General features: G+C 36.2%; 29 protein-coding genes. 15 read left to right on the forward strand and 14 right to left on the reverse strand.

Features of this window, described 5'->3' with window-relative positions:
* Window positions 1-294: 294 nt before the first annotated feature.
* The 11 genes from ACHRV3_RS16365 to hemA form a co-directional block, all read right to left on the reverse strand.
* Window positions 295-744: a GyrI-like domain-containing protein gene (locus ACHRV3_RS16365; RefSeq protein ID WP_395435502.1), complete on the reverse strand. Its 450-nt coding sequence runs from the start codon at window positions 742-744 to the stop codon at window positions 295-297.
* 164 nt (window positions 745-908) lie between these two features.
* Window positions 909-1310, reverse strand: a complete 402-nt coding sequence (locus ACHRV3_RS16370) for a c-type cytochrome (RefSeq protein ID WP_395426304.1) — start codon at window positions 1308-1310, stop codon at window positions 909-911.
* Between the two features lie 12 nt (window positions 1311-1322).
* On the reverse strand, window positions 1323-1832 hold the full coding sequence (locus tag ACHRV3_RS16375) for a DinB family protein (protein ID WP_047776884.1): 510 nt from the start codon (window positions 1830-1832) through the stop codon (window positions 1323-1325).
* Window positions 1833-1834: 2 nt separating this feature from the next.
* Window positions 1835-2830, reverse strand: a complete 996-nt coding sequence (gene hemB, locus ACHRV3_RS16380) for a porphobilinogen synthase (RefSeq protein WP_047776886.1) — start codon at window positions 2828-2830, stop codon at window positions 1835-1837.
* Window positions 2831-2934: 104 nt separating this feature from the next.
* A complete protein-coding gene (hemF, locus tag ACHRV3_RS16385; RefSeq protein WP_395435501.1) occupies window positions 2935-3858 on the reverse strand; it encodes an oxygen-dependent coproporphyrinogen oxidase in 924 nt (307 codons plus the stop codon).
* On the reverse strand, window positions 3848-4399 hold the full coding sequence (locus tag ACHRV3_RS16390) for a GNAT family N-acetyltransferase (protein ID WP_395435500.1): 552 nt from the start codon (window positions 4397-4399) through the stop codon (window positions 3848-3850). The genes hemF and ACHRV3_RS16390 overlap by 11 nt, the downstream gene beginning before the upstream one ends.
* A 2-nt stretch (window positions 4400-4401) precedes the next feature.
* On the reverse strand, window positions 4402-4779 hold the full coding sequence (locus ACHRV3_RS16395; RefSeq protein ID WP_395435499.1) for a hypothetical protein: 378 nt from the start codon (window positions 4777-4779) through the stop codon (window positions 4402-4404).
* Between the two features lie 110 nt (window positions 4780-4889).
* Window positions 4890-5915, reverse strand: a complete 1026-nt coding sequence (hemE, locus tag ACHRV3_RS16400; RefSeq protein ID WP_047776893.1) for a uroporphyrinogen decarboxylase — start codon at window positions 5913-5915, stop codon at window positions 4890-4892.
* Window positions 5916-5971: 56 nt separating this feature from the next.
* Window positions 5972-6637 (reverse strand): uroporphyrinogen-III synthase, encoded by a 666-nt coding sequence (locus ACHRV3_RS16405; protein WP_047776895.1) that lies wholly within the window; start codon window positions 6635-6637, stop codon window positions 5972-5974.
* Window positions 6637-7560 carry a hydroxymethylbilane synthase gene (hemC, locus tag ACHRV3_RS16410; RefSeq protein ID WP_047776896.1) on the reverse strand — a complete coding sequence of 308 codons (924 nt, stop codon included), beginning with the start codon at window positions 7558-7560 and terminating at the stop codon, window positions 6637-6639. Before hemC ends, ACHRV3_RS16405 begins: the two co-directional genes overlap by 1 nt.
* 294 nt (window positions 7561-7854) lie before the next feature.
* Entirely contained in the window at window positions 7855-9105 is a 1251-nt protein-coding gene (gene hemA, locus ACHRV3_RS16415) for a glutamyl-tRNA reductase (RefSeq protein WP_047777096.1), read from the reverse strand.
* Between the two features lie 227 nt (window positions 9106-9332).
* On the opposite strand from hemA, the gene ACHRV3_RS16420 reads away from it, so the two are divergent.
* The 8 genes from ACHRV3_RS16420 to ACHRV3_RS16455 all read left to right on the forward strand — a co-directional run bounded on the left by ACHRV3_RS16420 (window position 9333) and on the right by ACHRV3_RS16455 (window position 15939).
* Window positions 9333-10205, forward strand: coding sequence for an AraC family transcriptional regulator (locus tag ACHRV3_RS16420; protein ID WP_047776898.1), 873 nt, complete (start codon window positions 9333-9335; stop codon window positions 10203-10205).
* 6 nt (window positions 10206-10211) lie between these two features.
* Window positions 10212-10769: a hypothetical protein gene (locus ACHRV3_RS16425; protein WP_395435498.1), complete on the forward strand. Its 558-nt coding sequence runs from the start codon at window positions 10212-10214 to the stop codon at window positions 10767-10769.
* A 141-nt stretch (window positions 10770-10910) separates the two neighbouring features.
* A complete protein-coding gene (hemH, locus tag ACHRV3_RS16430) occupies window positions 10911-11930 on the forward strand; it encodes a ferrochelatase (protein ID WP_395435497.1) in 1020 nt (339 codons plus the stop codon).
* 38 nt (window positions 11931-11968) lie between these two features.
* Window positions 11969-12517: a CopD family protein gene (locus tag ACHRV3_RS16435; RefSeq protein WP_047776901.1), complete on the forward strand. Its 549-nt coding sequence runs from the start codon at window positions 11969-11971 to the stop codon at window positions 12515-12517.
* Window positions 12518-12666: 149 nt separating this feature from the next.
* The gene (locus tag ACHRV3_RS16440) at window positions 12667-14082 is read left to right on the forward strand and encodes a sensor histidine kinase (RefSeq protein WP_395426481.1); all 1416 of its coding nucleotides are present in this window, start codon (window positions 12667-12669) and stop codon (window positions 14080-14082) included.
* Window positions 14083-14092: 10 nt separating this feature from the next.
* Entirely contained in the window at window positions 14093-14875 is a 783-nt protein-coding gene (locus tag ACHRV3_RS16445; protein ID WP_395435496.1) for an enoyl-CoA hydratase/isomerase family protein, read from the forward strand.
* Between the two features lie 71 nt (window positions 14876-14946).
* Entirely contained in the window at window positions 14947-15348 is a 402-nt protein-coding gene (locus ACHRV3_RS16450) for a hypothetical protein (RefSeq protein WP_047776905.1), read from the forward strand.
* A 63-nt stretch (window positions 15349-15411) separates the two neighbouring features.
* Complete coding sequence (locus tag ACHRV3_RS16455) at window positions 15412-15939, forward strand: hypothetical protein (RefSeq protein WP_131701540.1); 528 nt, start codon at window positions 15412-15414, stop codon at window positions 15937-15939.
* Between the two features lie 41 nt (window positions 15940-15980).
* Here ACHRV3_RS16455 and ACHRV3_RS16460 read toward each other — a convergent pair whose 3' ends face one another.
* The 3 genes from ACHRV3_RS16460 to ACHRV3_RS16470 all read right to left on the reverse strand — a co-directional run bounded on the left by ACHRV3_RS16460 (window position 15981) and on the right by ACHRV3_RS16470 (window position 19061).
* Window positions 15981-16634 (reverse strand): metal-dependent transcriptional regulator, encoded by a 654-nt coding sequence (locus tag ACHRV3_RS16460; protein WP_395426314.1) that lies wholly within the window; start codon window positions 16632-16634, stop codon window positions 15981-15983.
* A gap of 91 nt (window positions 16635-16725) precedes the next feature.
* Window positions 16726-18597: an Nramp family divalent metal transporter gene (locus ACHRV3_RS16465; protein WP_395435495.1), complete on the reverse strand. Its 1872-nt coding sequence runs from the start codon at window positions 18595-18597 to the stop codon at window positions 16726-16728.
* A gap of 74 nt (window positions 18598-18671) precedes the next feature.
* Window positions 18672-19061, reverse strand: coding sequence for a Fur family transcriptional regulator (locus tag ACHRV3_RS16470; RefSeq protein ID WP_395435494.1), 390 nt, complete (start codon window positions 19059-19061; stop codon window positions 18672-18674).
* Window positions 19062-19154: 93 nt separating this feature from the next.
* Between ACHRV3_RS16470 and ACHRV3_RS16475 the strand changes: the two genes are divergently transcribed.
* The 7 genes from ACHRV3_RS16475 (at window position 19155) to ACHRV3_RS16505 (ending at window position 26546) form a co-directional block, all read left to right on the forward strand.
* Complete coding sequence (locus ACHRV3_RS16475; protein WP_395435493.1) at window positions 19155-19499, forward strand: MerC domain-containing protein; 345 nt, start codon at window positions 19155-19157, stop codon at window positions 19497-19499.
* 5 nt (window positions 19500-19504) lie between these two features.
* Window positions 19505-20416: an NAD(P)/FAD-dependent oxidoreductase gene (locus ACHRV3_RS16480; protein ID WP_395435492.1), complete on the forward strand. Its 912-nt coding sequence runs from the start codon at window positions 19505-19507 to the stop codon at window positions 20414-20416.
* Between the two features lie 250 nt (window positions 20417-20666).
* Window positions 20667-22952 carry a TonB-dependent receptor domain-containing protein gene (locus ACHRV3_RS16485; protein WP_395435491.1) on the forward strand — a complete coding sequence of 762 codons (2286 nt, stop codon included), beginning with the start codon at window positions 20667-20669 and terminating at the stop codon, window positions 22950-22952.
* A 608-nt stretch (window positions 22953-23560) separates the two neighbouring features.
* Window positions 23561-24025, forward strand: coding sequence for a thioredoxin fold domain-containing protein (locus ACHRV3_RS16490; protein WP_230003956.1), 465 nt, complete (start codon window positions 23561-23563; stop codon window positions 24023-24025).
* An 18-nt stretch (window positions 24026-24043) separates the two neighbouring features.
* The gene (locus ACHRV3_RS16495) at window positions 24044-25237 is read left to right on the forward strand and encodes a lycopene cyclase family protein (RefSeq protein ID WP_395435503.1); all 1194 of its coding nucleotides are present in this window, start codon (window positions 24044-24046) and stop codon (window positions 25235-25237) included.
* 3 nt (window positions 25238-25240) lie between these two features.
* Window positions 25241-26038 carry a tetratricopeptide repeat protein gene (locus tag ACHRV3_RS16500; RefSeq protein WP_395435490.1) on the forward strand — a complete coding sequence of 266 codons (798 nt, stop codon included), beginning with the start codon at window positions 25241-25243 and terminating at the stop codon, window positions 26036-26038.
* Between the two features lie 97 nt (window positions 26039-26135).
* Window positions 26136-26546, forward strand: a complete 411-nt coding sequence (locus ACHRV3_RS16505) for a BrxA/BrxB family bacilliredoxin (RefSeq protein WP_029271207.1) — start codon at window positions 26136-26138, stop codon at window positions 26544-26546.
* The last annotated feature ends 413 nt before the right edge of the window (window positions 26547-26959 follow it).

Genomic DNA, 26959 nt, shown 5'->3' on the forward strand with positions numbered 1-26959 from the left:
CTATTTCTTGAACAATTTGTAATTTAAAAGACATACTGTAGTCTTTTTGGGTACGCTTTACATAGCGTAATTCCTGATGGTTTTCCATAATGACACTTTTTGTGTATCGCTATTTCAGGACAAGACAACTATAAAATAAAAAAACCGTCTCCCTAACAAGAGACGGTTTTTTTGTGCGGTAGTGTTTTGTTTGTGAAAGGGTTTCACGCGGATTTAGCAGATTGAGGGGATTTTTTCTCTATTAAAAGATCAGCTTAATCTTCGTAAGAGAAAATATACTACCGGGTTTCTTTATTACTGGATAGCGATATAAATAGGAACTTCTGCATCCTCGCGATTTTGGGCTTTCTCTCCATAAACTTCAAAATCGGTGGTAAAAGTGCGGTTCAGATTGGAGTTCCAGATTTTCATCCATTCGTTATAGACGGCTCCTTCTGCTAAATTTCCTTTTGCGGTGAACGTTTGATATTGTACTCCTTCGATTGTTTTTGCGATCATTCCTTCAGGAATAACCTCTAAATTGTTTACCACGCAACCTATAATGGTGGTATAAGGTTTGGTGTGGTCTTTTTCATAATCGGTGTACATACAGATGATGTCCTGCGATATCTTGTTTGGAATTTTTTCACCGACAGCCTCAGAGAAAAATTTGTTCCAAAGTGCCGGAATGTCATTACCGGATTGCCCTTCTTCATTAGTCGTTCGCATTGAAATACCAATTACATTGAATTTTTGAGTGTACATGTTTTTTAATTTTTGGTTTAATATGATACAAAACTAAAATAGTGCTGTGACAACCGTATGTCAAGGGTTTGTTTTTTGTTGCGGTTTAAGGAATAGTTTTGAAAGAACAGTATAAAAAAACGGCGCTGAATTAGCGCCGTTTTACTTTTTTATGTATTTCTGAATTACTTTAGTTTACTGTAAATATAGGTTTCTATAGCTTTTAGTTCTTCATCAGACATGGCCTGAGTTACCGGAAAATTAGTTTTCATAACGGCAAACTGACTAGGATCTACGATTGGTTCTGCATTTCCTTTCAAGAAAGTAACAATGTCCCCATTTTTGTCTTTGTAGATTTTTGCAATTTCCTTAATGCTTGGGCCAATCACTTTTTGATCTACCTGATGACAGGAAGTACAGTTTCCTCTTCCTTCAAAAATTTGTTGTCCTAAAGCTTCCGGAGTTGCTGCTTTTGCCGTTTCTCCTTCTGAATACGCTTCTGTTGTTTCCGGAACTGGGTTTTCTGCAGTTTCTTTTTTACAGGAAGCCAAAGCTAAAACGGCAGATAGAAATAGTATTTTTTTCATGATTAATTAATTTTACCAACCAACATATTTAGGGGGTTCGATTTGATTTAAATTTAAATAGACAATTAGCTGTCCGCGATGATGTGTGACATGATCCTGCATTAAATTTAGAATTTGGAGCCTTGTTTTCGGCCCGGCAAAAAAATCTACTTTCTCATTTAAATTTGGATTCTTGTCCTCTTTTATGGTGTTTTTTGCTTTATCAAAAGCGCTTTCAATTTCTTTTAAAATAGCTTCTTTTGATGTGATTTTTGAACGATCTTTCTTTTGGTATTTAGCTGTAGAAAAATAAGTAGTACTCAACCAATCCATATTTTCTAAAATATGAAATACTTGCTCTTTAAAACTCATTTCTCTTGCGGTAGCCTTAAAATCATATTGATTCTCAGGCATTGCTTTCGCGATGTCATAAAGATAGGTTTTAGAATTGTCCCACTTTTCTATAAAGGTAGTTGTGATTTCTTGTTGAGCAGAAACAACAGCCGATATAAACAGTACTAGAATACAGATCGTTTTTTTCATCTTTATTTATTTAAAAGTATGGAGGCTTCTTTAGCAAAATAAGTCGAAATCAAGCTGGCTCCGGCGCGTTTGATACACATTAACTGTTCCATCATGATTTTATCATGGTCTAACCAACCTCTTTCTGCGGCTGCTTTTATCATGGCATATTCTCCCGAAACATGGTACACGGTAACAGGAACGTTCACGGCATTTTTTATTTCACGAACAATATCCAAATAAGCAATTCCCGGTTTTACCATAACCATATCAGCTCCTTCTTCTACATCCCATAAAGCTTCTTTGATAGCCTCAATACGGTTGGCATAATCCATCTGATAGGTCTTTTTATCTTTTGGAACTACCACATCAGCCTCTCTTGGTGCAGAATCTAATGCATCGCGAAAAGGACCGTAAAAGGCAGAAGCATATTTAGCCGAATAACTCATGATACCCACATTATGAAAACCTGCTGCATCTAAGCCTTCTCTTAAGCGTAAAACACGTCCGTCCATCATATCACTCGGCGCCACAAAATCGGCTCCGGCCTGAGCGTGAGAAACGGCCATTTTGACCAAAGCTTCAACGGTGCTGTCATTTTCTACATCGCCATTGGTTATAATTCCGTCATGACCGTAGATAGAATAAGGATCTAAAGCCACATCCGGCATAACAATCATTTCAGGACAAGCTGCTTTGATGGCACGAATGGCCTGTTGCATCAATCCGTCTTTGTTCCAGGCTTCTTTACCGGTATTGTCTTTTAAGTTTTCGCTGACTTTTACATAAATATTAACGGCGCGAATCCCCAAAGCATAAACTTCTTTGACTTCTTCTACTGTTAAATCAATCGATCTGCGATAAATTCCAGGCATAGAAGGAATTTCTACTTTTACATTTTCGCCTTCAGCAATAAACATAGGAAACATAAAGTCTGATGGACTCAAACTGGTTTCGCGGACTAAAGAACGAATGGATTCATTTACTCTTAATCTTCTGCCTCTGTGTAATGGGAACATATAATTTTAGATTTTTGGATTTTAGATTTTAGATTTTGACTTCTTGAAATCATAAGTCATGGATCTGCTTTCTTAAAATCGTGTTGTTGTTTTAGTTTTATATTTTAAATCCAATCAATCGGATTTTCAAGAACATTTAATAATTTCTCTTCCTCACTTCCCGTTTCCGGATGATGATCGTAAACCCACTGCACATGAGGTGGTAAACTCATCAATATACTTTCGATTCTTCCGTTGGTTTTTAAACCGAATAAAGTGCCTTTGTCATGAACTAAATTAAATTCAACATAACGGCCACGTCGGATTTCCTGCCAGTTTCTTTGTTCAGGTGTGTATGGAAGATTTTTTCTTCTTTCTACAATCGGAACGTAAGCTTCAAGGAAACTATTTCCCACTTCACTGACAAAATTGAACCAGTTTTCCATTGACATCTGTTCATTTGCTTTGCAATAATCAAAGAACAAACCACCTAATCCACGAGCCTCATTTCGGTGTGCATTCCAGAAGTAAGTATCACATTGCTTTTTATATTTTGGATAAAACTCCGGATTGTGTTTGTCACAGGCCGTTTTACAGGTTTGGTGAAAGTGTTTTGCATCCTCTTCGAACAAATAATAAGGCGTTAAATCCTGTCCGCCGCCAAACCATTGCTCGATTACTTTTCTTGGTTCTGTACTGAGCGAAGACGAAGAATCATACATTTCGAAGTAACGCCAGTTGGCATGAACCGTAGGAACCATTGGATTTTTTGGGTGTAAAACCAAACTTAGTCCGCAGGCAAAAAAATCTGCTTCGCCAACTCCAAACATCTTTTGCATGGCTTCCGGTAATTTTCCGTGAACGGCTGAAATGTTGACACCACCTTTTTCAAAAACAGCTCCATTTTCGATCACGCGGGTTCTTCCGCCACCACCTTCCGGGCGTTTCCAAAGGTCTTCACGGAATTTTGCAGTTCCGTCAACAGCTTCTAATCCGGCGCAAATCTGGTCTTGTAGTTTTTGTATGTAGGCGTAAAATTTATCTTTCATTGTTTTCGTATTCTGATTTAAGCAAGCCAAAATAAACGGTGTTCTGCAATTCGCCAGCACCGTTTCTAAATTCGTCGCGTAAAATTCCTTCTTGTTTGAAGTTGTTTTTTAATGCAATCTGCTGACTTGCGAAATTAATTTCTGAAGTACAGATGAAAACTTTATTCATCAATAATTCATTGAAACAAAAATCAAGCGCATCAGAAGCCATTTTTGATATTATTCCTTTTCCCTGAAAATCTTCGTCAATGAAATAACCGAGTTCGCATTTAGAGTTGCGATAATCTATAGATTTTACACACAGATAACCAATTAAAGCATTGGTTTCGATGGCTCTCGCGAAAAAGAAATAACCTTCTTTGTTTTTCTCTTTCTCAAGATTGACAGTCAAGAAGCTCTCTGTTTTCTTTAGCGTGTCAGAGTTGGCCAGTGTTAGCGGAAAGGTTTGTGCAATATGACTTTTATTCTTGTCAATAAGTTGGTAGAACTCTTGGGGAAGAATGTTTTTAATTCGGTCAGTTTTCCAATCGGTATTACTCATCTCTATTTGTTTTTAGCAGCAGTGATTTTAGTATTAATTCCAAAAGAAAAGACCTTGCTTTCCTGCTGGATGTATTGATAAACAGCCAAAGCTTTTTCGTGAAAAGTGTAACCTTCGGCTTTGGAAAAATGCATTAGAAAATCAGCAAATTGCTCGAGATGATCCCAGTCAAAATGAAGTCGGAGCAATAAGGTGATCAAATCTTCATTTGAATAGTCAACTAATGTTTCGATATTTAAACCGAATTCTTTTAATTGATTTTCTATGTCAATTTTATCTGAGTCGCTTAATGGTTGAGGTACAAAAACAATAGTTCGCAACGTTTTTAAAACATTATCGATTCTAATTTTTTCTTCGTCTCGTAAACCTTTGTTAAGCATGATTTATAGCGTTTTCAGTCGCAGTCTCGGTCTCAGTCTCAGTCTCGGTCTCAGTTTTCAGTTTGTTAGGAGATAACTGATAACTGAAAACGGAGACTGAAAACTGAAAACTAATTCCCGTATTCCTTCACAGCGTCAATAAATGCCTTGGCGTGATCTACAGGGATATTTGGTAAAATTCCGTGACCTAAATTTACGATGTATTTGTCTTTTCCGAATTCGTCGATCATTTCGTGAACCATTTTCTTGATGGTTGGAATTGGAGAAAACAATCTTGACGGGTCAAAATTTCCTTGAAGTGTGATGTTTCCACCAGATAAGTAACGTGCATTTCTTGCAGAACAAGTCCAATCTACACCCAAAGCCGAAGCTTTACTTTTACCCATTTCACCCAAAGCAAACCAACATCCTTTTCCGAAAACAATAACCGGAGTAACCTCTGCCAAAGCATCAATAATCTGGTTGATGTATTTCCATGAGAATTCCTGATAATCAACCGGAGAAAGCATTCCCCCCCAAGAGTCAAAAATCTGAACGGCATTAACACCTGCTTTTACTTTTTCTTTTAAGTATAAAATGGTGGTGTCTGTAATCTTTTGTAATAAAGTATGTGCTGCAACCGGGTTTGAAAAACAGAATCCTTTCGCAGTATCAAAACTTTTAGAACCTTTTCCTTCAACAGCATAACAGAAAATTGTCCAAGGTGAACCGGCGAAACCAATTAAAGGCACTTCGTCGTTCAACATTTCTTTAGTCAATTTAATGGCATCAAAAACATACCCTAAAGTTTCATTCACATCCGGAACAAAAACCTGATTTACTTGCTCCATTGTGCGAATTGGATCCGGAATAATTGGGCCCAGATTATCTTTCAATTCAACGTGAATTCCCATAGCGCGGGGTACCACCAAAATATCCGAAAACAAAATAGCAGCATCCGGTGCAATTCTGCGAATAGGCTGAACCGTAATTTCTGCAGCCAGTTCCGGAGTTTCACAACGGGTAAAGAAATCGTATTTATCACGTAAAGCTCTAAATTCCGGTAAATATCTTCCTGCCTGACGCATCATCCATACGGGTGGACGTTGAACAGTTTCTCCTTTTAATGCTCTTAAAAATAGATCGTTTTTTAACATGTTTTTTATTTTTACACCTAACAGGTTTTTAAAACCGGTTAGGTGTTGTGTTATAATTATTTATATTCGTTGATCACATCTTCAATCACGTCCTCAATAGTAGGCTGATCGGCGATTATGATGTTTTTTGTAATTTTCTCTAATGCTTGAGCTGTAGTTTCTCCGATACAGAAACAAGTTTCTTTCTTGATCGTGTTCTCTTTTAAATAACTATCAACGCCCGAAGGACTAAAAAACAAAATAGCAGCTGCTGCGGTTTTTATCTTCTGTGGAGTTAATGAAGTTTCATAAACCTGAATCTCATTTAGCTTTACATTGGCATCTTTTAAAGCTTTAGGCAACGTTTCTCTACGAAGATTTCCGCTGAAAAAAGTATAGCTTTCCTGAGAATAGATCAAGGTGATGATCTCAGCCAAGTCCGAGGCATAACCAGTGTAAGCGACAACGTTGAATCCACTATCGGATAAAAGAATCTTGGTTTTCAAACCGACGCAAAAAACATTTTTGGACTTTAATTTTTCACAGTTTGGATCTGCTAAAATACTGTGAACAGCATTTTGACTGGTGAAAATCAAATTGTCGTTAAGGTCTTTAATTTCAAAAGGTTTGTTTGCGGTTTGTATAAAATCGGCTTCGATAAGTTCAAGACCGGCTTTTTGCAGTTCTTGCTTTTGAATGTTCGAAAGCGTTTTAGTCGACAGTATTTGAATTGATTTTGTCATTATTTTTTCAGAGATTCTTTAATTGTTTGCATCAATTCGGTTCCGCCATTGTTCAGGATTTCCTGAGCGGCAAAGAATCCAAGTTTTTTCCATTCTTCAATTCCAACAGTTTTGTTGATTTCCAGTTTTTGTTTTCCATCAATAGAAAGCAAAACACCTTGAAAGTGAAGGGTGTCTTCGTCTTCATTATACGTGACCAAAGCTCCAATTGGCGCGGTACAACCACCTTCTAAAGTTCTTAAAAACTGACGCTCGATATAGGTGCAAATTTCAGTTTCAATATGATTTAATTGGGATAATGCATCCAGAGTATAATTGTCATTTTCCATTGCCACGACAAGCATTGCTCCTTGAGCTGGCGCAGGAATCATCCAATCTAAATCGATACAGTTTTGCGGTTTTAGGTTGATGCGCTCCAAACCTGCAGCGGCAAAAACAGCTCCATCCCAGTTATTGTCTTGTAATTTTTGCATGCGGGTGTTTACATTTCCACGTAAGTCAACCACAGTATGATTGGGATATTTATTGAACCATTGCGCTTGACGTCTAAGACTTCCGGTGGCGATGGTACTTGGTGTAGTAAAATCAGGGTTTCCTTTATGAACTAAAATATCCAGCACATTGGCTCTTTCCAGAACCGCCGCCTGTACGATACCTTTTGGCAAAGCAGTCGGAACGTCTTTCATCGAATGTACCGCAATATCAACATCACCATTAATCATAGCAATGTCTAAGGTTTTGGTGAAAATTCCTGTAATTCCAAGTTCGTAAAGAGGTTTGTCGAGAATAATATCACCGGTAGATTTTACCGCTACAATTGAGGTTTCATAACCTAAATCGTTAAGTTGTTTTTCGACGGTATGTGCTTGCCAAAGTGCTAATTCGCTATCGCGCGTTCCAATTCTTATTACTTTTTTGTTCATTATTGTTTTTTTAAACCATATAAGTTATGTAAGCTCATTTAAGTTTCGCGTGGCATAGTGTTAGCGGCTTTTTATTTGAATTTGTATAACTTATTTTTTTTAACCATATAAGTTATGAAAGCTCATTTAAGTTTCGCGTGACATGATGTTAGCGGCTTTTATTGAATTTGCATAACTTATTTTTTTAACCATTTAAGTTATATGAGCTCATTTAAGCTTTCCGCAAGATGATAGTAGCGGCTTTTTTTAATATGAACTTATATAACTTATATGGTTTAAATATTTTCTCAAGCTTTATGAAGCCTTTATTTTGAAGACTTTCTCGATCCATTCGATGCTTTCATCGACCATGGTGTTGTCGTCTTTTAAGTGATTGGCAAAATGAGTGGTGATTTTCTGAATAATTCTTGCACTGATGATTTCAGCTTGTTCTTCATTAAAATCGGTTATTTTTCTGCTTTGAAAATCCAGTTCTGAATTTTTTATGGCATTCAGTTTTTCTTTTAAAGCATTAATGGTAGGAGCAAATTTTCTTCCTTTAGTCCAGGTTATAAATTCTTCCTTTACCTCTTCGATAATCGCTTCTGCTGCAGGAATGTGCAGTTTACGGTTTTCTAAAGTTTCGTCTGTTAATTGAGACAAATAATCCATGTGGATTAAAGTTACACCTTCTAAATCCTCTACATTTTCATCTACATTTTTCGGAATAGAAAGATCCAGAATTAATAATGGTTTTTTAAGATTTAGAATCGCTTTGTCAACCGTTGGGTTCTGAGCTCCTGTTGCCACAACAACAACATCGGCTTTTTGAAGTTCAAGGTGTAATTCTGAGTAGTCTTTAACAATCAGATTTAGTTTTCCGGCCAATTTCTCGGCTTTGTCTTTCGTTCTGTTAATTAAAGTGATATGTTCGTTTTTGGTATGTTTTACCAGATTTTCGCAAGTATTTCTTCCGATTTTTCCGGTTCCGAACAACAAGATGTTTTTATTACTGATGTCGGCAACATTTTTAAGAATGTATTGTACAGATGCAAAAGAAACCGAAGTAGCACCTGAACTGATTTCCGTTTCGTTTTTGATTTTCTTGCTCGCCTGAATGACTGCATTTACCAATCTTTCTAAAAAAGCATTGGCCAAATTCATTGATTTTGAATGCGAAAAGCTGGTTTTTATTTGAGAGATAATTTCGAAGTCACCCAAAATCTGACTGTCTAATCCTGTTCCTACGCGAAACATGTGATTAATCGCTTCCTGATTTTTATAAACAAAACCCACCTTTTGAAAGGCATCAACAGAACCATTGCTGTTATCGCAAATTAGCTTTATCAATTGAAACGGGTGTTCTGCAAAACCATAAATTTCAGTTCTGTTGCAGGTCGAAGTTACGATTAAGCTTTCGATCCCTTCGTTTTTGGCTTGTTCTAATAGACGCGTTTTGGCAATTGCGTCCAAACTAAATTTACCTCTGACCTCTGCATCGGCTTTTTTGTAACTCAGACCAACTGAGTAAAAATAAAGATGTTTTGGTGCGTTGTTGTTTTCCATAAATCCACTTTCATAAAAGTGCAACAAAATTATCATTATAGCTTTTATAAAAGTAACGCTCAAAGTACTTTTTGTGTCGCTATATGTTTTTTTGATTCTAAACAGCTGTTTTTATGCAAAAAGGATTATTTTTGTAGCAAAATCAAGTTGTTAGAATTGATTTGTTTAGAGTCATTCTAAATAATATTTTGTTTTTTAAGCAATTTATCCTTCAAAAAAATATCGCTATGAGTTCTCAGGAAATTATAAAAATTGAAGACGATTTTACGCTAATCCGTTTTCAGAATGACAGTCCGGAGCCATTTTTTGCACAGCATGAAGTTGGTAGTGGTCTGATACAGTTTCACTTCGGTATAAAAGGGAACGCTAAATTTTTATTCAATCAGGGTAATTATGCTTTGGAATTGAAGGAAGAAAAATCGCTGCTTTTATACAATCCGCAGAAAGAATTACCGCTTCATTTAGAACTTGCTCCAAATTCATGGGTGATTTCTGTAATTGTTTCAATAAAGAAATTTCATGCGTTATTTTCTGCCGAAGCCGATTATATTACTTTTTTAAGTCCTGATAATAAGGATAAAAAGTATTATAACGAGGGAAATATTAGTCCGTCTATGGCGATTGTATTGAGTCAGTTGTTTCATTATAATCTGCATCCGTCTATTAAAAATCTGTATTATAAAGGAAAAGGATACGAATTGTTGAGTCTGTATTTTAACAGAACCGAAGACCCAAATGCAGAACAATGTCCATTTTTAATTGATGAAGACAATGTTTTGAAAATCAGAAAAGCTAAAGAAATCATTATAGCCAATATGGCCGAACCACCCGGTTTACAAGAACTGGCGGATGAAATTGGATTGAATCTGAAGAAACTAAAGATGGGTTTCAAACAAATTTATGGCGATACCGTTTATGGTTTTCTGTTTGATTACAAAATGGATTTCGCCAGAAAACTACTTGACAGCGGTTCTTATAATGTAAACGAAGTTGGATTGAAGATTGGTTACAGTACAGGAAGTCACTTTATAGCGGCGTTCAAGAAAAAGTTTGCTACAACTCCAAAAAAATATTTGATGTCGATTAATACAAATGTTTAGTAGAAAATGCTAAAAAGATATTTTGCCTTATTAGTTGTTTTGTCCCTGTTGTCTTGTAAGTCAAAAGAAGATAAAATGTTTTTTGATTTTGATACAGTTGAGTATTATTCCTTGAAGAAGGAGAAAGAAAAGGAGATGTATGAAAATGACCAAAAAGGAATTAATGATCCTGTTTTTGCAAATGTTTTGTACAATGAATCTCCGGAAGATCTTAATAATGAAAAATTTGCAACGACTATTAATTCAACGGGATTTTCGAAGTATACATTATTAAAAAATGATGTTGAAGAATTGAGGAATGATATTTTTATAGAGAAAATGTCTTTTAAGGCATTTTATTACAGGTATGCCTGTGCTCCTGAATATAGGGATATTTTAGTTTTTAAAAAGCAGAATAAAACAACAGGAATAGCTAAAATTTGTCTTTCCTGTAAGCAATATTATTTGGTAAGTTCAAAAAAAAATATTGAAATTGAAAATTTTGGTACGAAGGACGAGTTTGTTTACTTAGAGAAACTATTCCGTTTATATAAAGACAAAAAAACACGTAAAACGGTTTTGTAAATCAATTTTATATATCAATACATAATTAAAAAAGAACAAATATCATATTTCTAAAAAGTAACAATCAATACTTTTGCGGAAAATTTAATTAAACAAAAGCTTAAAGCCCAGAGCTTAAAGCCTAAAGCAATAAAAAAGATAATGAAAGGCGTATTATTAGTAAACTTAGGATCTCCGGATAGTCCAACTGCAAAAGACGTAAAACCTTATTTAGATGAATTTTTAATGGATAAATACGTGATTGATGTTCCGTATTTATTGAGAGCCTTTTTGGTTAGAGGTATTATTCTAAGAAAAAGACCGGAAGAATCAGCACATGCTTATGCAAAAATTTGGTGGGATGAAGGTTCACCATTAGTAGTGCTTTCCGAGAGAATGAAGAAAAAAGTACAACCTTTAACGGCTGTCCCGGTTGCACTAGCGATGCGTTACGGATCGATGACAATCGAAAAAGGACTTCAGGAATTGCACGACAAAGGAGTTACTGAGGTATTGCTTTTTCCGCTGTACCCGCAATATGCGATGGCTTCGACTTTGACCATTTTAGTGTTAGCAGAAGAGATTCGCAAGAAGAAATTTCCAAACATGAAGTTTACGGATGTTCCTGCGTTTTACAACAAACCGGATTACATTAAAAACGTTGCCGATTCTATTGAGAAAAATCTAAAAGGTTTTGATTACGATCAGTTGGTTTTCTCTTATCACGGAATCCCGGAACGTCACGTTCGTAAAACAGATAAAACAAAATCACATAAAAAGTTTGTTACTAACGAAATGTGTTGCGAAGTCGGAACTCCCGAAGCGGAATTTTGCTACAGAACACATTGTTATGAAACGACACGTCTGGTAATAGAGCAACTAGGAATCCCAAAAGACAAATATTGTGTGACTTTCCAGTCCAGATTGGCCGGTGATAAATGGCTTGAGCCTTATACAGATGTCGAAATCGACAAAATGCCTTCAAGAGGAATTAATAAAATTGCAGTTGTAACCCCTGCCTTTGTTACCGATTGTTTAGAAACACTGGAAGAAATTGCAATGCGTGCCAAGGAAGACTTTGAAGCCAACGGAGGGAAAGAGTTTTTGGCCATTCCATGTTTGAATGATGATGACGAGTGGTGTCAGACGGTTAGTAACTGGATTAATGATTGGGCAAAATAGAAAATAGAACAAAGAGTTAAGAAAAAAGAAAGTACGAAATGGAATATTATAATTACCTAAAATCCTTACATCTTATTTTTGTAATTACCTGGTTTGCGGGATTGTTTTATATTGTACGTTTGTTTGTATATCAAATAGAAGCCAACGAAAAGCCTTCTCCTGAAAAAGAAATTTTACAGGCGCAATATAAAATTATGGCCTACCGTTTGTGGTATATTATCACATGGCCGTCTGCAGTTTTGGCAAGTATTTTTGCTTTTTGGATGCTGTTTTTTACAGATTTAGGAAACGCCTGGCTCAAAATGCCGTGGATGCATGTTAAATTGTGTTTCGTGTTTTTATTGTATTTGTATCACGGCAAATGCCATCAGATTTTCAAACAACTGCAAAACGATGAGGTGAAATACACCAATAATTTTATGCGTTTGTGGAATGAAGGTGCAACGATTATATTATTCGCAGTCGTTTTTTTAGTAGTGCTAAAAAGCGCGATCAACTGGATCTACGGTGTAATCGGAATCATGGCATTCTCGATTTTAATCATGTTAGGATTTAGATTTTACAAGAGAATTAGGGAGAAGAAATAGAGTTTTTGTTTCAGGTTCAAAGTTTCAAGTTGTTCTTCTCAAGAACCTGAAACCTGAAACCTGAAACTTTGAACCTGAAACAAAAAAAAACTATGTTGAACAACTTCAAAATGTCGATGCTTTCTTTGCGCACCAGGATTTTCCTGTCGATGATTGTATTGATTGTTGTGGCATCTTTTTTATTGGCGTCTATTTCGATTATTCAGTTTAAAAATGAAGCCAAAGAATACCATCAGGAACGTTTAGAGCGTAAGGAAAATGCCGTAAAAGAACACATCAATTATGTGTTGTCTACTACAACTTATCCACTGAAAACCGGGAATCTGGATTTGATTTTTAAAGATAAAATCCATGAATTAGCTCAGATTCATAAAATTGAGATCAATATTTACAGTTTGGACGGTAAATTGTTAAAATCGTCCAAAGAGTCTTTTGCTGTGGATAAAGCACCACCGCCAATTCCGGAATACATTCTTAAATTGGTTCGCTCTTCTATTGAAAAGCGTTTTGTAGATATCAAAACCATCGATGGAGTCAAAAACAGATCTTCCTATAGCTTAATTAAGGATGAAAAATTCAAGCCCTTGGGGATTTTGAATCTCCCTTACCTCGAAGATGACGGCTATTATGACAATGAATTAAACACCTTTTTGATTCGTTTGAGTCAGGTGTACTCGTTTATGCTTCTGGTAGCTTTTGCTTTAGCCTACTTTTTATCGACCTATATTACGAAATCATTGAAAACCATTTCAGACCGATTGGAAGAAACCAATTTAGATCAGAAGAATGAGAAGATTGTTTTGGAGGCGAATAGCAAAGAAGTGAATTTCCTGATCAAAGCCTATAATGGAATGGTGGATAAACTGGAGACCAGTGCTATAAAACTTGCCCAGAGTGAGCGGGAAGAGGCATGGAGGGAAATGGCAAAACAGGTGGCACATGAGATTAAAAATCCGCTAACGCCAATGCGTCTGACGGTGCAGAGTTTTCAACGAAAGTTCGATCCCACAGTTCCCGATGTCAAACAAAAGCTGAATGATTACTCCGAAACGTTGATTCAGCAAATTGATACTATGACGGCAGTGGCTTCGGCATTTTCGAATTTTGCATCTATGCCGGCGCAACAGAACGAAACCTTAAATGTAGTGGAGGTTGTGGAGTTGGCATTGGATATTTTTAATGAAGATTATATCGTTTTTGAAAGCCAGGAAGAGGAAATTATTTCTAAAATGGATCGTACACAATTGATCCGTGTGATTACCAATCTGGTTAAAAATGCCACACAAGCTATTCCGGAGAATCAAACTCAGAAATCTATTTTAGTTACCGTGAAACGTCGCAATAATAATGTTGAAATAGCAGTAAAAGACAATGGAATCGGGATTCAAAAACAAGATAGCAGCAGGATTTTTGAACCAAAATTCACCACCAAAACCAGTGGAATGGGTCTAGGACTAGGAATTATAAAAAACATAATCGAAAATTACAAAGGAACAATTACCTTTGAATCAACATATGGAAAAGGAACTACATTCAGAGTTTCTTTACCAATCATAAACTCTTAAAATAAGCGTCATGAACTACGAGAATCTTTTAATTTCTATTGAAGAAAATATTGCAACCGTTACTATTAACAGGCCAACGAAACTAAATGCGTTAAACAAAGCGACGATTAGTGACCTGAATAAAGCTATAAAATTGTTAGGTAAAAATAACGATGTCAGAGTTATTATTTTGACCGGAAGCGGCGAAAAAGCATTTGTGGCCGGAGCCGATATTTCGGAATTTGCAAATTACACGATTATTGAAGGCGCACAATTGGCTGCCGAAGGACAGGAAGCGTTGTTTGATAATATTGAGAATTTGAAAAAACCGGTTATCGCTGCTGTCAATGGTTTCGCTTTAGGCGGAGGATTGGAATTAGCGATGGCATGTCATTTTAGAGTAGCTTCAGAGAATGCTAAAATGGGATTACCCGAAGTAAGTCTGGGATTAATTCCGGGATACGGAGGAACACAACGTTTGCCGCAGCTTGTTGGTAAAGGACGAGCGATGGAATTAATAATGACGGCCGGAATGCTTACTGCCGAAGAAGCTAAACAATACAGCTTAGTAAACCATGTAGTCCCTCAGGCAGAACTTTTAGAATTTACTAAAGGAATTGCACAAAAAATCATCAAAAATGCTCCTTTTGCAATCAGCAAAGCCATAAAGTCGATCAATGCGAATTTTGTGGATGGTAAAAATGGTTTTGAAACTGAAATAAAGTCATTCGGAAAATGTTTCGGAACGCAGGATTTTAAAGAAGGAACTACTGCCTTTTTGGAGAAAAGAAAACCTGAATTTACAGGGAAGTAATAAAAATATTTAACCGCAAGGTTCGCAAAGCTTTGCGAATCTCGCGGTTAAAAAAACAAATAATAATTATCATGTCCTACGAACCAATATTTGCTCTTTTCAGCGAACGCGTGAAAGAAAGCATTCAAAGCGGCACCTTTGCCAAATTAACTTTAGCCAAAACCATTGGTGATACCGAGATCAAAAACATCTATTTCAGATTGGTTCTGAATGAAGATAATACCTATTCGATATCGTTAACAACCCGTTATAAAACCGAAGAAATAGAAAGTATCCATACTTTAGACGAGGCTTTATTGGTGCTAGGTTCATATATTAAAAATCCATTTTTGACGGCACTTTTATTCACAACCGACAATGACCTGACGTTTAAAGTCAACAAGAAAAATGCCGGTAGCATCATCGAGCAACCGCCGACTTTTAAAAATGCCTCGCCCGTAATGCTTGAAATGATTGAGAAAGGGATTGTTTAATTGTTGTTGAACAGCATGGTGCGTTAGAATAAATCATAAAATTATAATTTAAGTTTACCCCAAATGAAGAAAAGAATTACTCTTTTTATGTTGGCATTGACTTTTGCTTCTGCAACGGTTTCTGCTCAAACGAAAATGAAAGAATATAAAGCAGGACATACTTTTACCGTTAATTTGCCTGACTATATGAATAAAACGGCCGGTATAAATACATCATCGGCTATTGAATACAAAAGCGAAGTCAAAGAAACCTATGGGTTTGTAATCTATGATTTGAAAGAAGATTTGAGTCTTGTAGAGTTAAATTATGCTTCGGCAAATGACTTTTATGAGGACTTTATGAAGGATTTCCTTAGTGATGTAGAGAAAAAAACGGTTTCGACTCCTGTTTCAAAGAAGATCAATGAAACCAATTTTCTGGAAGCCGATATTAGCTATTATGATAAAGATGCCGCGATGGATATTTATTATTTAGTGGGAATTGTTGAAACTAAAAAAGCTTTTTATAAAGTGTTTTCATGGACTTCAACGGCAAATAAAGACAAGTTCAAGGGCGATTTTCAAAAGATACTTTACAGCTTGAAAGATTAAAAAAAATCCCAAAACTTTAAGTTTTGGGATTTTTTTTGTTTCTAAACCAGTTTCACAAACAAATTAGAAGCAATTTTATTAGAAATCGACAGCTCTTTATTGTCTACCTTTATTTTTACTGATAAATCAAAAGACTCTTTGGACAAGAGTTCAATTTTAGAGCCCAAAGCAATTTCCTGTTTGTCCAGATATTTCAAAAACTCCGAAGAGGTGTCTTTTACGCCGACACAAACACCAATTTGACCTTCGTTTAACTCTGACAACAGATGTTTCTCAATTTTAACGATACGACCGTTAGCATCCGGAATGGGATCACCGTGCGGGTCTTCTGTTGGGTTTCCAAGAAAATCATCCAGACGGTTAATCAGTTGCTCAGATTTAATATGTTCTAACTGTTCTGCAATATCGTGGACTTCATCCCAGCTGAAATTTAATTTTTCAACTAGAAATACTTCCCATAAACGATGTTTTCTAACAATCATTTTGGCAGCCAGTTTTCCGTTTTCCGTCAAAGAAACGCCTTGGTATTTTTTGTAATTTACTAAATCCTTTTCGGACAGCTTTTTAAGCATATCTGTAACCGATGAAGCTTTGGTCTCCATCATTTCGGCAATAGCATTTGTGCTCACTTCTGTTTCTAAAGAAGCAGTAAGGTGGTATATCGCTTTTAAGTAGTTTTCTTCTGAGAAAGTCATTCTTTTTTAAGGTTCTAAGCGGCTGAGATGCTGAGGTTCTGAGTGTAAAGATTCAAAATCTTAGCCACTTAGTAACTCAGGATCTTAGCCACTATTTTTTAACAATCAACAAAGGTATTGAAATTTTATGACGCAGTTTGTCTACTGTTGTGCCAAAAAGAAGATCCTTTAGCCCCGTATGGCCATGGGTTCCCATTACCAAAATATCAAAATCACCTTCATTTATAATTTTTGCGATAATCGTATTGGGTTTTCCAAAGCCGAGCTCGGTTTTGATTTTAAATCCTTTTTTGGAAAGCATTTCTTTGTATTCCAATAATAATTTTTCATCAATAGTAGTTTCATGATCTTGTATTTCGACGCCGTACATTAAAGCGCCAACCGTTTCTACAATATGAATTAAGGTATATTGCGTGTCAATGCCTCCCAATTCAAAGGCTTTGTTTAATGCGGGCTCGTCAGCATTTGAGAAATCGACCGAAATGGCTATGTTCTTAATCGTTTGGTTTTCTTTTGGCGAAAACTGTAATTTTAAATGATGAGGGGAGTGGTTCACAATCTTGTTTTTTACCTTAGCGATAAAAGGTCCAACCACGATATAAAGCAGCAAAGCAAGGAATGCGAAAGCCAATGGAACAACGGTAAGCCACAGCACTATTGGATTGCTGGAGCTCTCAAGCCAGGAAGTGATTTCGTCGTAGACTAATTTTGCATTCAACGAAACTATAATTGCCGCAATAATCCACGAAACTACCTGTGTCGTTCTGGAAATATGAAAACCGTTCATTTTTGATTTGTCGCTCACAAAATGAATCAACGGGATAATCGCAAAACCCAATTGCAAACTTAAAATGACCTGACTTAGAATCAATAGTTTTCCGGTGACGCTTTCACCATAAATTAAAATAACGATAACGGCAGGAATAATGGCAATTAAGCGCGTAAGGATACGACGTACCCAGGGCTGAATACGCAAATGGAGATAGCCTTCCATTACAATCTGTCCGGCCAGCGTTCCGGTAACCGTAGAACTTTGTCCTGCTGCAATCAGCGCAACAGCAAATAAAATGGGAGCCCACTTGGTTCCCAACAGCGGTTCCAGAAATTGATGTGCATCCTGAATTTCGGCTACTTCAAACATACCGTTTTTATGAAAAGTCGCCGCCGCAAGAATCAAAATGGCTGCGTTCACAAAAAAGGCCAGATTTAAAGCAATGGTCGAATCGATGAAATTGTATTTTAAAGCTTGTTTGATACCTGCCGGTGTTCGGTCAAATTTTCTGGTTTGCACCAAAGAAGAGTGTAAATATAAATTGTGAGGCATCACAGTTGCCCCAATAATTCCAATGGCAATATATAAAGCAGCAGAATTTGGAATAGAAGGGATGAGGCCTTCGAGCACTTTATGCATTTCCGGTTCTGCAAAAATCATTTCAAAAATAAAAGAGAAGCCGATAATGGCAACCAAAGCAATAATGAAGGCTTCCATCTTGCGAATTCCTTTATTGATAAGGAAAAGCAGTAAAAAGGTATCTAAAACGGTAATTAAAACCGCTTCGAGAAGCGGAATGCCAAATAACAGATTAATTCCGATCGCCATTCCGAGAACTTCTGCCAGATCACAAGCTGCAATAGCAATTTCTGCCAGAAAGTATAAAATGTAATTGATGTATTTAGAGTAGGTTTCTCTCGAAGCTTGCGCCAGATCGCGCTGTGTCACAATTCCAAGTCGGGCACTTAGGCTTTGAAGTAGTAAAGCCATCAAATTACTCATAAGTAAAACCCAAACCAGGGTGTAGCCAAACTGACTCCCTCCGGCAATATCGGTAGCCCAGTTTCCGGGGTCCATATAACCTACACTTACTAAGTATGCCGGACCGAAGAAGGCTAATATTTTTCTGAATCCTGTTTTTTTATTCTCGGTGGGAACCGATTGGTTTACTTCTTCTAAAGATTTGGTCATTGTCAAAATATTGATTTTCCAAATATATAGAAAAATTGTATTCGCTCAACAATATTTTTAGACAAGTCTAAAAGTTAAATGTTAGAATTTAAACAATTGGGACACAAACCTGATAACGTAAAGTTAATATCATTTACTTTATAGTTGTGCGGAATGATGTAACTTGGTTTTACATTTTCAAGGCAGGTTATTTCGTGGCAATTTTCGCAGCTGAAATGAGCGTGATTATGAATGTGAACAGGATGTGCATGATGGCATTTGGCATATTTTACCGTACCGTCAAGATCTACAATTTTATGAACGATATCGTCATTTACAAGACGATCCAATATTCTGTAAATAGTAACACGATCACACAAATCTGCTGTTAGTTTGCGAATTTCTGTATGTGACAATGCCGTTTTCGATTCGGTGAGAATCTGTGTAACGGCCGTCTTTGCGGTGGTATTTCGAGTGTTTTTCATTCTAAATCAATTAAATATATTAACGCAACAATGTTGCGATTGAAATAATTTTATATATTTGCAACAGAATTGCATTAAGCAAAAGTACGAGAAATGAAGAAAACGACCATGGCCCTTTACGATATTTTAGGAATTTCGAGCGCTACCATTTGTTTGGTGCATTGCTTGCTCTTTCCTTTGCTAACCATTCTGCCATTAGGATTAACTCACAATCCTTTTGTCGATTTAGTTTTTGCTTCAATTGGACTTTTTGCGATTTTAAAAATAATTAAAAAATCGAACCTTTTGGTCTCCAGCATTTTTATTATTTCTATGGCTATGATTTGGATCAGTGTTTTGGTCGATATTTTTTTGGAAATTCATCTTGATTGGATCTTTTTTGGAGGTATAGGGATGATTGTGGGACATTTTTTGAATTATAAATCACATAAAGGATAACAATTATGGCACAGCAAAATCATTTTGAAGTTATTGTTGTAGGAGGAAGTTACAGCGGACTAGCTGCCGCGATGAGTCTGGGGCGTTCTTTGCGTGAGGTTTTGGTGATAGATAGTGGACTGCCATGTAACAGACAAACACCCTATTCGCATAATTTTATTACACAGGATGGAGAGAAGCCGGCAACTATTTCGAAGAAAGCCAAAGAAGAGATTGGCTCTTATGATACAGTTCAATTCCATAACGAATTAGCAATTAGCGCTGTCAAAATAGAAAATGGTTTTGAACTTAAAACAGAATCAGGAAAAACGTTTACAGCAAAGAAAATTCTTTTCGCAACCGGAATAAAAGATTTGATTCCGAATATTAATGGCTTTGGTGCCTGTTGGGGAATCTCCGTTTTGCATTGCCCGTATTGTCATGGTTATGAAGTGAAGGGTGAGAAAACGGCGGTTATTGCCAACGGTGATCTGGGTTTTGAATATGTGAAGATGATTTCAAACTGGACAAAAGAACTTAGTTTGTTAACAAACGGAAAAGCAAATTTTAGTACAGCGCAAATGGAGTTGCTTCAAAAACATGGAATTAAGATCATTGAAGAGGAGATTGATTCATTTCTTCATGAAAATGGAAGCATTCGTGAGGTAGTTTTCAAAAACAAATCAAAAATTAAAGTAAAGGCGGTTTATGCCAAAGTTCCTTTTGTACAGCACTGTCCCTTACCTGAAATTTTAGGGTGTGAATTGACCGAGCAAGGTTTGCTAAAAGTAGATCTGTTGCAGCGAACCAACGTTCCCGGAATTTATGCCAGTGGGGATAGTACCATTCAGGCACGATCTGTTGCAATGGCAGTTTCTTCAGGCTCTTTTGCAGGAGCCTCAATTAATAGAGAACTTATCGACGAAAGTTTCGTTTAAGGATCTCCTTATTCTTTTATAACACATGGAATCATAATTTCCTTTACTTAATTAAAAGGGGTTTTGTTTTTTAAAGGTTACAGAGTTAAATAGGTTTTTGGTTAGGTTTAGCTCGGTTTTTCTTATGATTCTGTGTGTTTTTTTCTTTTATCCAAACCCACTAAATGATTTCATTTTTAAGTTTTTAGCCTTGTAAACATTATTTGTCAAATTTAATTTTTAGATTTGCCTAAAAATTAATTTACATAAAATGAAATATTTATTTTTAGTCTTGTTTTTATTTTCTGCGAAAATGGTTCATTCGCAAACTATTTCGGGAAAGGTAAACAGGGATAATGACGCTCAATTGATTAAAATTACCTTGTTAAATACCGCATTTAAAACAGAAGCTGATAGTTTAGGGTATTATAAATTAGAGAGCATTCCTCAGGGAGAATATAAAATTCAGGTTACCTCTATGGGATTTAAACCCGTAACTCAAAGGATTTTGGTAGCAGAGAATGAAAAACTGAATCTTGATTTTGAATTAAAAGACAACGATAACGAACTCAATGAAGTGGTGGTTTCCGGAACTCTAAAAGCCGTAAAGCGATTAGAAAGTGCCGTTCCGGTTGAGGTTTATTCTACGGTTTTCTTCAAGAAAAATCCAACGCCCAGTATTTATGAGGCGCTTCAGAATATAAACGGTGTTCGGCCTCAGTTGAATTGTGGGGTCTGCAATACGGGAGACATTCATATTAATGGTCTTGAAGGACCATATACTTTGATTTTAATTGACGGGATGCCAATTGTGAGTAGTCTATCAACGGTTTATGGACTATCCGGAATTCCAAATTCGCTTGTAGAACGCATTGAAATCGTAAAAGGTCCGGCTTCCTCCTTGTACGGAAGTGAGGCTGTGGGAGGCTTAATCAATATCATCACCAAAAATCCGACTAACGCGCCGTTGTTTTCTGCTGATGTTTTTACGACTTCCTATTTAGAAACCAATGTCGATTTAGGAATGAAATTCAATCCGTCAAAAAAAGCAACAACGCTTTTAGGGGTTAATTACTTCAATTACAATCAGATTATCGATAAGGATCGTGATAATTTTACCGATGTAACCTTGTCAGAACGAATTTCAGTTTTTAATAAGTGGAGTTTTTTGAGAGACAATAACCGTTTGTTTACCATTGCTGCAAGAGGAATGTATGAAGATCGCTGGGGTGGAGATGTGCGTTGGGAGAAGAAATTCCGCGGAGGGGATGAAATTTATGGAGAAAGCATTTACACCAAAAGAGGAGAATTAATAGGAAGTTATCAATTACCTTTTGAAGAAAAACTGATGGTATCTTTCTCCGGAAATGTGCATTATCAGGACAGTCGCTACGGAACGACCTCTTATATCGCCAATCAGAAAATTGGATTTTTGCAATTGACTTGGGATAAAAAAATGGGTAGAAACGATTTTCTGGCCGGAATTGCCAATCGTTATTCCTACTATGATGACAATACAACCGCAACTAAAGAGGCCGAAAGTACGTGGTTACCCGGAATTTTTGTTCAGGATGAAATTACGATTTCTCCAAAAAGCCAGGTTTTGTTAGGAATGCGATACGATTACAATTCGATTCACGGTTCTATTTATACTCCCAGAGTGGCTTATCGATGGAAGAAAAATCCAAACACTATTTTCAGATTGAACGCCGGAACCGGATTTCGGGTAGTGAATCTGTTTACCGAAGACCACGCAGCACTTACGGGTTCCAGAGATGTGGTGATCAAAAGTGATTTAAAACCGGAGCAATCCGTCAATGTGAATCTGAATTACATACAGAAAATCAATTTTGGAAACGGAACTTTTATGGGGATCGAAACAACGGCTTTTTATACCCGATTCAGCAATAAAATCATTTCAGATTACGAAAGCGATCCGAATAAAATCATTTACGATAACATCAATGGTTATGCCTTAAGTCAGGGAATCAGTACGAATGTGGATCTTAATTTTCCGTCAGGTTTAAAGTTTATTGTTGGTGCAACGCTACTGGATAATAAAAATGTAGAAAATGGAGTTTCGGCAACCCCTTTTTTAACCGAGAAATTCACTGCCACCTGGAGTGTTTCATATAAAATAGATTCACTAAATTTATTGTTGGATTATACGGGGAATGTGTACAGCCCGATGAAGTTACCTTTATTAAGTGATTTAGACCCAAGAAGTCCGAAATCGCCGTGGTATAGTATTCAGAACATTCAATTTACGTATTTCGGATGGAAGAATTTTGAAGTGTACGGGGGAATTAAAAACCTGTTGAATTTTACACCAAAACGCAATAATCCCTTTTTGATTTCAAGAACAAATGATCCTTTCGATAAAAATGTGCAAACATCAGATGGAACAAATGTTGGCTTAAATGGACAAGTAGTTCCAAAAGGGCAAATTGTGACTACTTCAGATAATCCGTACGGTTTGACTTTTGACACAACTTATGTTTATGGACAAAACCAAACCATTAGAGGTTTCTTTGGTTTGAGATATAATTTAAACTAGGGATTTAAGTTGCCACAGATTTGAGGGATTAAAAATGATTTTGAACACGAATTACACGAATTTTCACGAATTATTTTTTATTCATCATGCTGAGATTAGTGTAAATTAGTGTAATTCGTAGCAACCTTTTAAGCGATGTATTGAAAAGAACGGGAAAATCAAAACATTCGTGGATTTTTTGGATTGCGATATACTTTGAGATAGAAATTAGTTATGCCACAGATTTGAGGGATTAAAAATGATTTTGAACACGAATTACACGAATTTTCACGGATTGTTTTTTTATTCATCATGCTGAGATTAGTGTAAATTAGTGTAATTCGTGGCAACCTTTAAACGATGTATTGAAAAGAACATGAAAATCAAAACATTCGCGGTTTCTTTGGTTTGAGATATAATTTAAACTAAGGATTTAAGTTGCCATAGATTTGAAAGATTAAAAATGATTTTGAACACGAATTACACGAATTCTCACGAATTATTTTTATTTATTATGCTTTGAGATAAGAATAAGTTACACCACAGACCTCACAGATTTAGAAAAGAATATTCAGAACAAGCTTAATCCTTTTAATCTGTGAAATCAGTGGCAAAAAAACAACACCAAAATGGGAAAGCTAACCCTTATTATCTTCTTCCTCGGGATTACTTCCACAGGATTCTGCCAGCTCAAAAGCACTCCGTTTGAGGCGATTGACAGCTTGCAGCAAATTCAAAAGAAAAATGTGATTGTTTTTATCCATACCGATTGGTGTCAGTTTTGTCAGCGAATGAAAAGTATGACCTTCAACAATCACGAAATCATAGACAAGTTGAATTCGGATTTTTATTTTATTGATTTGAATGCAGAAGAAAAAAGAGATATTTCGTTTAATAATCAGGTTTTCAAATACCGACCTTCGGGTAATAATGTGGGCATAAACGAGCTAGCCGTTCAGTTAGGAACGATTAATAAACAAATTGCCTATCCGGTTTTGTGTGTTTTGAATGCGAATAATGAAATCATTCTACAGTATAACAGCTACTTAAATGAGGCGGATTTTAAACTGTTTTTAGAAATAGCAAAAGAATAAAATTTCTTATTTTTGAACATGCATTCCTCACAAATCAAACATTTCGACTACATTTTCACCGGAACAGGTCTCTCGGCTTTAATGACGGTTTATAAAATGGTTTTGTCCGGTAAATTCAGCACCAAATCGATTTTGTTGTTAGATGCAAGTTCAAAACAATCCAATGACAGAACCTGGTGTTTTTGGTCGGAGAAGGAAACGATTTGGGATTCGGTTATTTCAAAAAAGTGGGATGCTGCTTTGTTTGCCAATCAGGATTTTAAACGCGATTTAGACCTTCGTCCTTATCAGTACAATCAGATTAGAGGATTGGATTTTTATAGTTTTGTTTTGAAAGCTCTTTTAAAAGAATCAAACATTACTTTTTTAACAGATAAAGTAACCGATATCAACGAACTCGATACCCATGTTTATGTTGGTACAGAAGATAACAGCTACACTTGCAGTCACTTATTCAATAGTATTTACACTAAAGCTTTTGCTGAAAACCAATCCCAATATCCCGTTTTGCAACAGCATTTTATAGGTTGGTTGGTCAAGAGCGAATCGGAGATCTTCAATCCGGAGCAAGTTACTTTTATGGATTTCTCGGTAGAACAAAAAGAGAATACCCGTTTTATGTATGTTTTGCCAATATCAAAAACAGAGGCTTTGGTTGAGTATACGCTATTTTCGGAGAAATTACTTCCGGAAGAAGAGTATGAAAAGGAGATTCAAAACTATTTAAAGAATTTAGGTGCAACTGCGTATGAAATTCTGGAAAAGGAGCAGGGAAGTATTCCAATGACCTGTTTTCCTTTTTGGGAGCGAAATACCAAACGCGTCCTGAATATTGGTACTGCAGGCGGATGGACAAAGGCGAGTACAGGATATACATTTAAAAATTCAGATAAAAAATCAACAGAGCTGGTGGCGTTTTTGTTAGATAATCCTTCGACTTCATTGAAAATGAAAGATTTTCATAAAAAGAGCCGATTTTGGTTTTACGATCTATTGTTGTTGGATATTCTCTATCGCCGCAATGAATTAGGGAATCGTATTTTTTCTTCCCTATTCAAAAAAGGAAATCCGGTTTTGATTTTTAAATTTTTGGATGAAGAAACGACATTAATTCAAGATGTTAAAGTTATTTTAAAGTGTCCCAAAACACCATTTATTAAAGCGTTATTTGGGTTGATTTTTCTTTCAAATAAATACAACCAAAACCAATAACCTTTGAAAAATACCATTTTAGGATTAAGTTTCCTTGTTACCCTTTTCTCTTTTGGACAAGTTTCTGTAAAGAAAGCACATGATGCTATTATAGAAGAATTTTTGACAAATGGAGCCGAAAAACACAACTATATTTTTGAAATGACCGAATGGCAAAATTGCCTCGATGAAGGTCTGAAAAAAGACAGCACAGTTGCTCAATTATGGCAGCAAAAGGCGATGCCCTATTTTAAATGCAGAAAGTATGAAGTAGGAATGACATTTTTAGACAAAGCCGTTTTGTATGATAAACAAGAATGGTTGCCCTATCGTGGTTTTATGAAATGCATCTTTTCAAAGAATTACAAAGAAGCAATCGCCGATTTTGAGGAATGTATCAAATTGTATGGTAACGGTTACAGAATGGACCATTCGTATCGTTTTTATATTGGACTTTGTTACTTACAGTTGAATGAATATGAAAAAGCAGAAAAAATTATAGGTGACTATGTAGATGATATTTATACTAACAGGCAGCAATTAGAACATCCGACAGCCTATTTTTACCAAGGAATTGCCAAATATGAATTGAAGAAGTGGGACGAAGCAATTGCTGTTTTTGATAAAGCACTGAAGATTTACCCTGAATTTTCGGATGTAAAGTATTATAAGGCCATTTGTTGGCTGAAACAAGGAAAATCCAGAGTAGAGGTCGTGGCATTAATTGATAGCGCAAAAGAAGATGCTGCTAAAGGATTTACGATAAATGAAGATAATGCCGTTTATGAAACCTATCCGTACCAAGTGAAGTTTAGGAAATAACAATCGAACTATAACAAAACTTTATACCTCAAATTAAGTAGTTGCCGCTAAACTTTGTAACTTTGCAGTTCAAAAGTAAAATTTAAAAAATAAAAATATGTATCCAGAAGAAATGGTAAAACCAATGCAGGCTGAACTTACTGCTGCAGGTTTTCAAGATTTACATAGTGCTGACGCTGTTGATAATGCTATTAAAGCTGAAGGTACCACTTTGGTTGTTGTAAACTCTGTTTGTGGTTGTGCTGCAAGAAATGCACGTCCGGGAGCAAAAATGAGTTTAGAAGGAGCTAAAAAACCGGATCATTTGATCACCGTTTTTGCTGGTGTTGACAAAGAAGCGGTTGATGCTGCAAGACAACATATGTTTCCTTTTCCTCCATCATCGCCAAGTATGGCTTTGTTCAAAAACGGAGAATTGGTTCACATGTTAGAGCGTCACCATATTGAAGGCCGTCCAGCTGAATTGATTGCTGAGAACTTGCAAGATGCTTTTAATGAGTATTGCTAGTCTGAGAAGCTAAGTTTCTTAGATACTAAGATTTTATAAAAAAGAGTGCGTTTCATCATGAAATGCACTCTTTTTTTTGTTTTTTGGATTCCAGACAGTAGTAAAAGGTCTTGAATGCTTATTTTAATTTTAAAAGTTTCCGCTTTTAATTAAATACTCAGAGCTGTCCCCCTGAGCGAAGTCGAAGGGTTACGCAAAGTTTTTTTGCACGCAGATTTAGCAGATTTAGCGGATCTGTGCGAATGTTTTTTTGCGCAAACACATCGATTTCAATTGTACGAATAAGAAAAAAATCTGCTCAATCTGCCAAATCTGTGCGAGAGCTTCTTCTTTTAATTTGGGATTTTCAGAGTTTTATTAAATACTCGAAGTTGTCCTCCTGAGCGAAGTCGAAGGATTATGCGTGGTGTTTT

Origin of the sequence: Flavobacterium sp. FlaQc-49, from assembly GCF_044005985.1 — a bacterium.
Taxonomy (GTDB): Bacteria; Bacteroidota; Bacteroidia; order Flavobacteriales; family Flavobacteriaceae; genus Flavobacterium; species Flavobacterium cupriresistens.

What these genes read in the sequence shown, in the direction of transcription:
- ACHRV3_RS16395 (WP_395435499.1), bottom strand. Translation starts at nt 4,779, where the DNA reads ATGCTTAACAAAGGTTTACGAGACGAAGAAAAAATTAGAATCGATAAT.
- ACHRV3_RS16435 (WP_047776901.1), top strand. Translation starts at nt 11,969, where the DNA reads ATGGAATATTATAATTACCTAAAATCCTTACATCTTATTTTTGTAATT.
- ACHRV3_RS16440 (WP_395426481.1), top strand. Translation starts at nt 12,667, where the DNA reads ATGATTGTATTGATTGTTGTGGCATCTTTTTTATTGGCGTCTATTTCG.
- ACHRV3_RS16495 (WP_395435503.1), top strand. Translation starts at nt 24,044, where the DNA reads ATGCATTCCTCACAAATCAAACATTTCGACTACATTTTCACCGGAACA.
- ACHRV3_RS16460 (WP_395426314.1), bottom strand. Translation starts at nt 16,634, where the DNA reads ATGACTTTCTCAGAAGAAAACTACTTAAAAGCGATATACCACCTTACT.
- hemF (WP_395435501.1), bottom strand. Translation starts at nt 3,858, where the DNA reads ATGAAAGATAAATTTTACGCCTACATACAAAAACTACAAGACCAGATT.
- ACHRV3_RS16420 (WP_047776898.1), top strand. Translation starts at nt 9,333, where the DNA reads ATGAGTTCTCAGGAAATTATAAAAATTGAAGACGATTTTACGCTAATC.
- ACHRV3_RS16405 (WP_047776895.1), bottom strand. Translation starts at nt 6,637, where the DNA reads ATGACAAAATCAATTCAAATACTGTCGACTAAAACGCTTTCGAACATT.
- hemC (WP_047776896.1), bottom strand. Translation starts at nt 7,560, where the DNA reads ATGAACAAAAAAGTAATAAGAATTGGAACGCGCGATAGCGAATTAGCA.
- ACHRV3_RS16485 (WP_395435491.1), top strand. Translation starts at nt 20,667, where the DNA reads ATGAAATATTTATTTTTAGTCTTGTTTTTATTTTCTGCGAAAATGGTT.
- hemH (WP_395435497.1), top strand. Translation starts at nt 10,911, where the DNA reads ATGAAAGGCGTATTATTAGTAAACTTAGGATCTCCGGATAGTCCAACT.
- hemB (WP_047776886.1), bottom strand. Translation starts at nt 2,830, where the DNA reads ATGTTCCCATTACACAGAGGCAGAAGATTAAGAGTAAATGAATCCATT.
- ACHRV3_RS16505 (WP_029271207.1), top strand. Translation starts at nt 26,136, where the DNA reads ATGTATCCAGAAGAAATGGTAAAACCAATGCAGGCTGAACTTACTGCT.
- ACHRV3_RS16370 (WP_395426304.1), bottom strand. Translation starts at nt 1,310, where the DNA reads ATGAAAAAAATACTATTTCTATCTGCCGTTTTAGCTTTGGCTTCCTGT.
- ACHRV3_RS16490 (WP_230003956.1), top strand. Translation starts at nt 23,561, where the DNA reads ATGGGAAAGCTAACCCTTATTATCTTCTTCCTCGGGATTACTTCCACA.
- ACHRV3_RS16465 (WP_395435495.1), bottom strand. Translation starts at nt 18,597, where the DNA reads ATGACCAAATCTTTAGAAGAAGTAAACCAATCGGTTCCCACCGAGAAT.
- ACHRV3_RS16390 (WP_395435500.1), bottom strand. Translation starts at nt 4,399, where the DNA reads ATGAGTAATACCGATTGGAAAACTGACCGAATTAAAAACATTCTTCCC.
- ACHRV3_RS16455 (WP_131701540.1), top strand. Translation starts at nt 15,412, where the DNA reads ATGAAGAAAAGAATTACTCTTTTTATGTTGGCATTGACTTTTGCTTCT.
- ACHRV3_RS16470 (WP_395435494.1), bottom strand. Translation starts at nt 19,061, where the DNA reads ATGAAAAACACTCGAAATACCACCGCAAAGACGGCCGTTACACAGATT.
- ACHRV3_RS16365 (WP_395435502.1), bottom strand. Translation starts at nt 744, where the DNA reads ATGTACACTCAAAAATTCAATGTAATTGGTATTTCAATGCGAACGACT.
- hemE (WP_047776893.1), bottom strand. Translation starts at nt 5,915, where the DNA reads ATGTTAAAAAACGATCTATTTTTAAGAGCATTAAAAGGAGAAACTGTT.
- ACHRV3_RS16445 (WP_395435496.1), top strand. Translation starts at nt 14,093, where the DNA reads ATGAACTACGAGAATCTTTTAATTTCTATTGAAGAAAATATTGCAACC.
- ACHRV3_RS16425 (WP_395435498.1), top strand. Translation starts at nt 10,212, where the DNA reads ATGCTAAAAAGATATTTTGCCTTATTAGTTGTTTTGTCCCTGTTGTCT.
- ACHRV3_RS16450 (WP_047776905.1), top strand. Translation starts at nt 14,947, where the DNA reads ATGTCCTACGAACCAATATTTGCTCTTTTCAGCGAACGCGTGAAAGAA.
- ACHRV3_RS16475 (WP_395435493.1), top strand. Translation starts at nt 19,155, where the DNA reads ATGAAGAAAACGACCATGGCCCTTTACGATATTTTAGGAATTTCGAGC.
- ACHRV3_RS16480 (WP_395435492.1), top strand. Translation starts at nt 19,505, where the DNA reads ATGGCACAGCAAAATCATTTTGAAGTTATTGTTGTAGGAGGAAGTTAC.
- hemA (WP_047777096.1), bottom strand. Translation starts at nt 9,105, where the DNA reads ATGGAAAACAACAACGCACCAAAACATCTTTATTTTTACTCAGTTGGT.
- ACHRV3_RS16375 (WP_047776884.1), bottom strand. Translation starts at nt 1,832, where the DNA reads ATGAAAAAAACGATCTGTATTCTAGTACTGTTTATATCGGCTGTTGTT.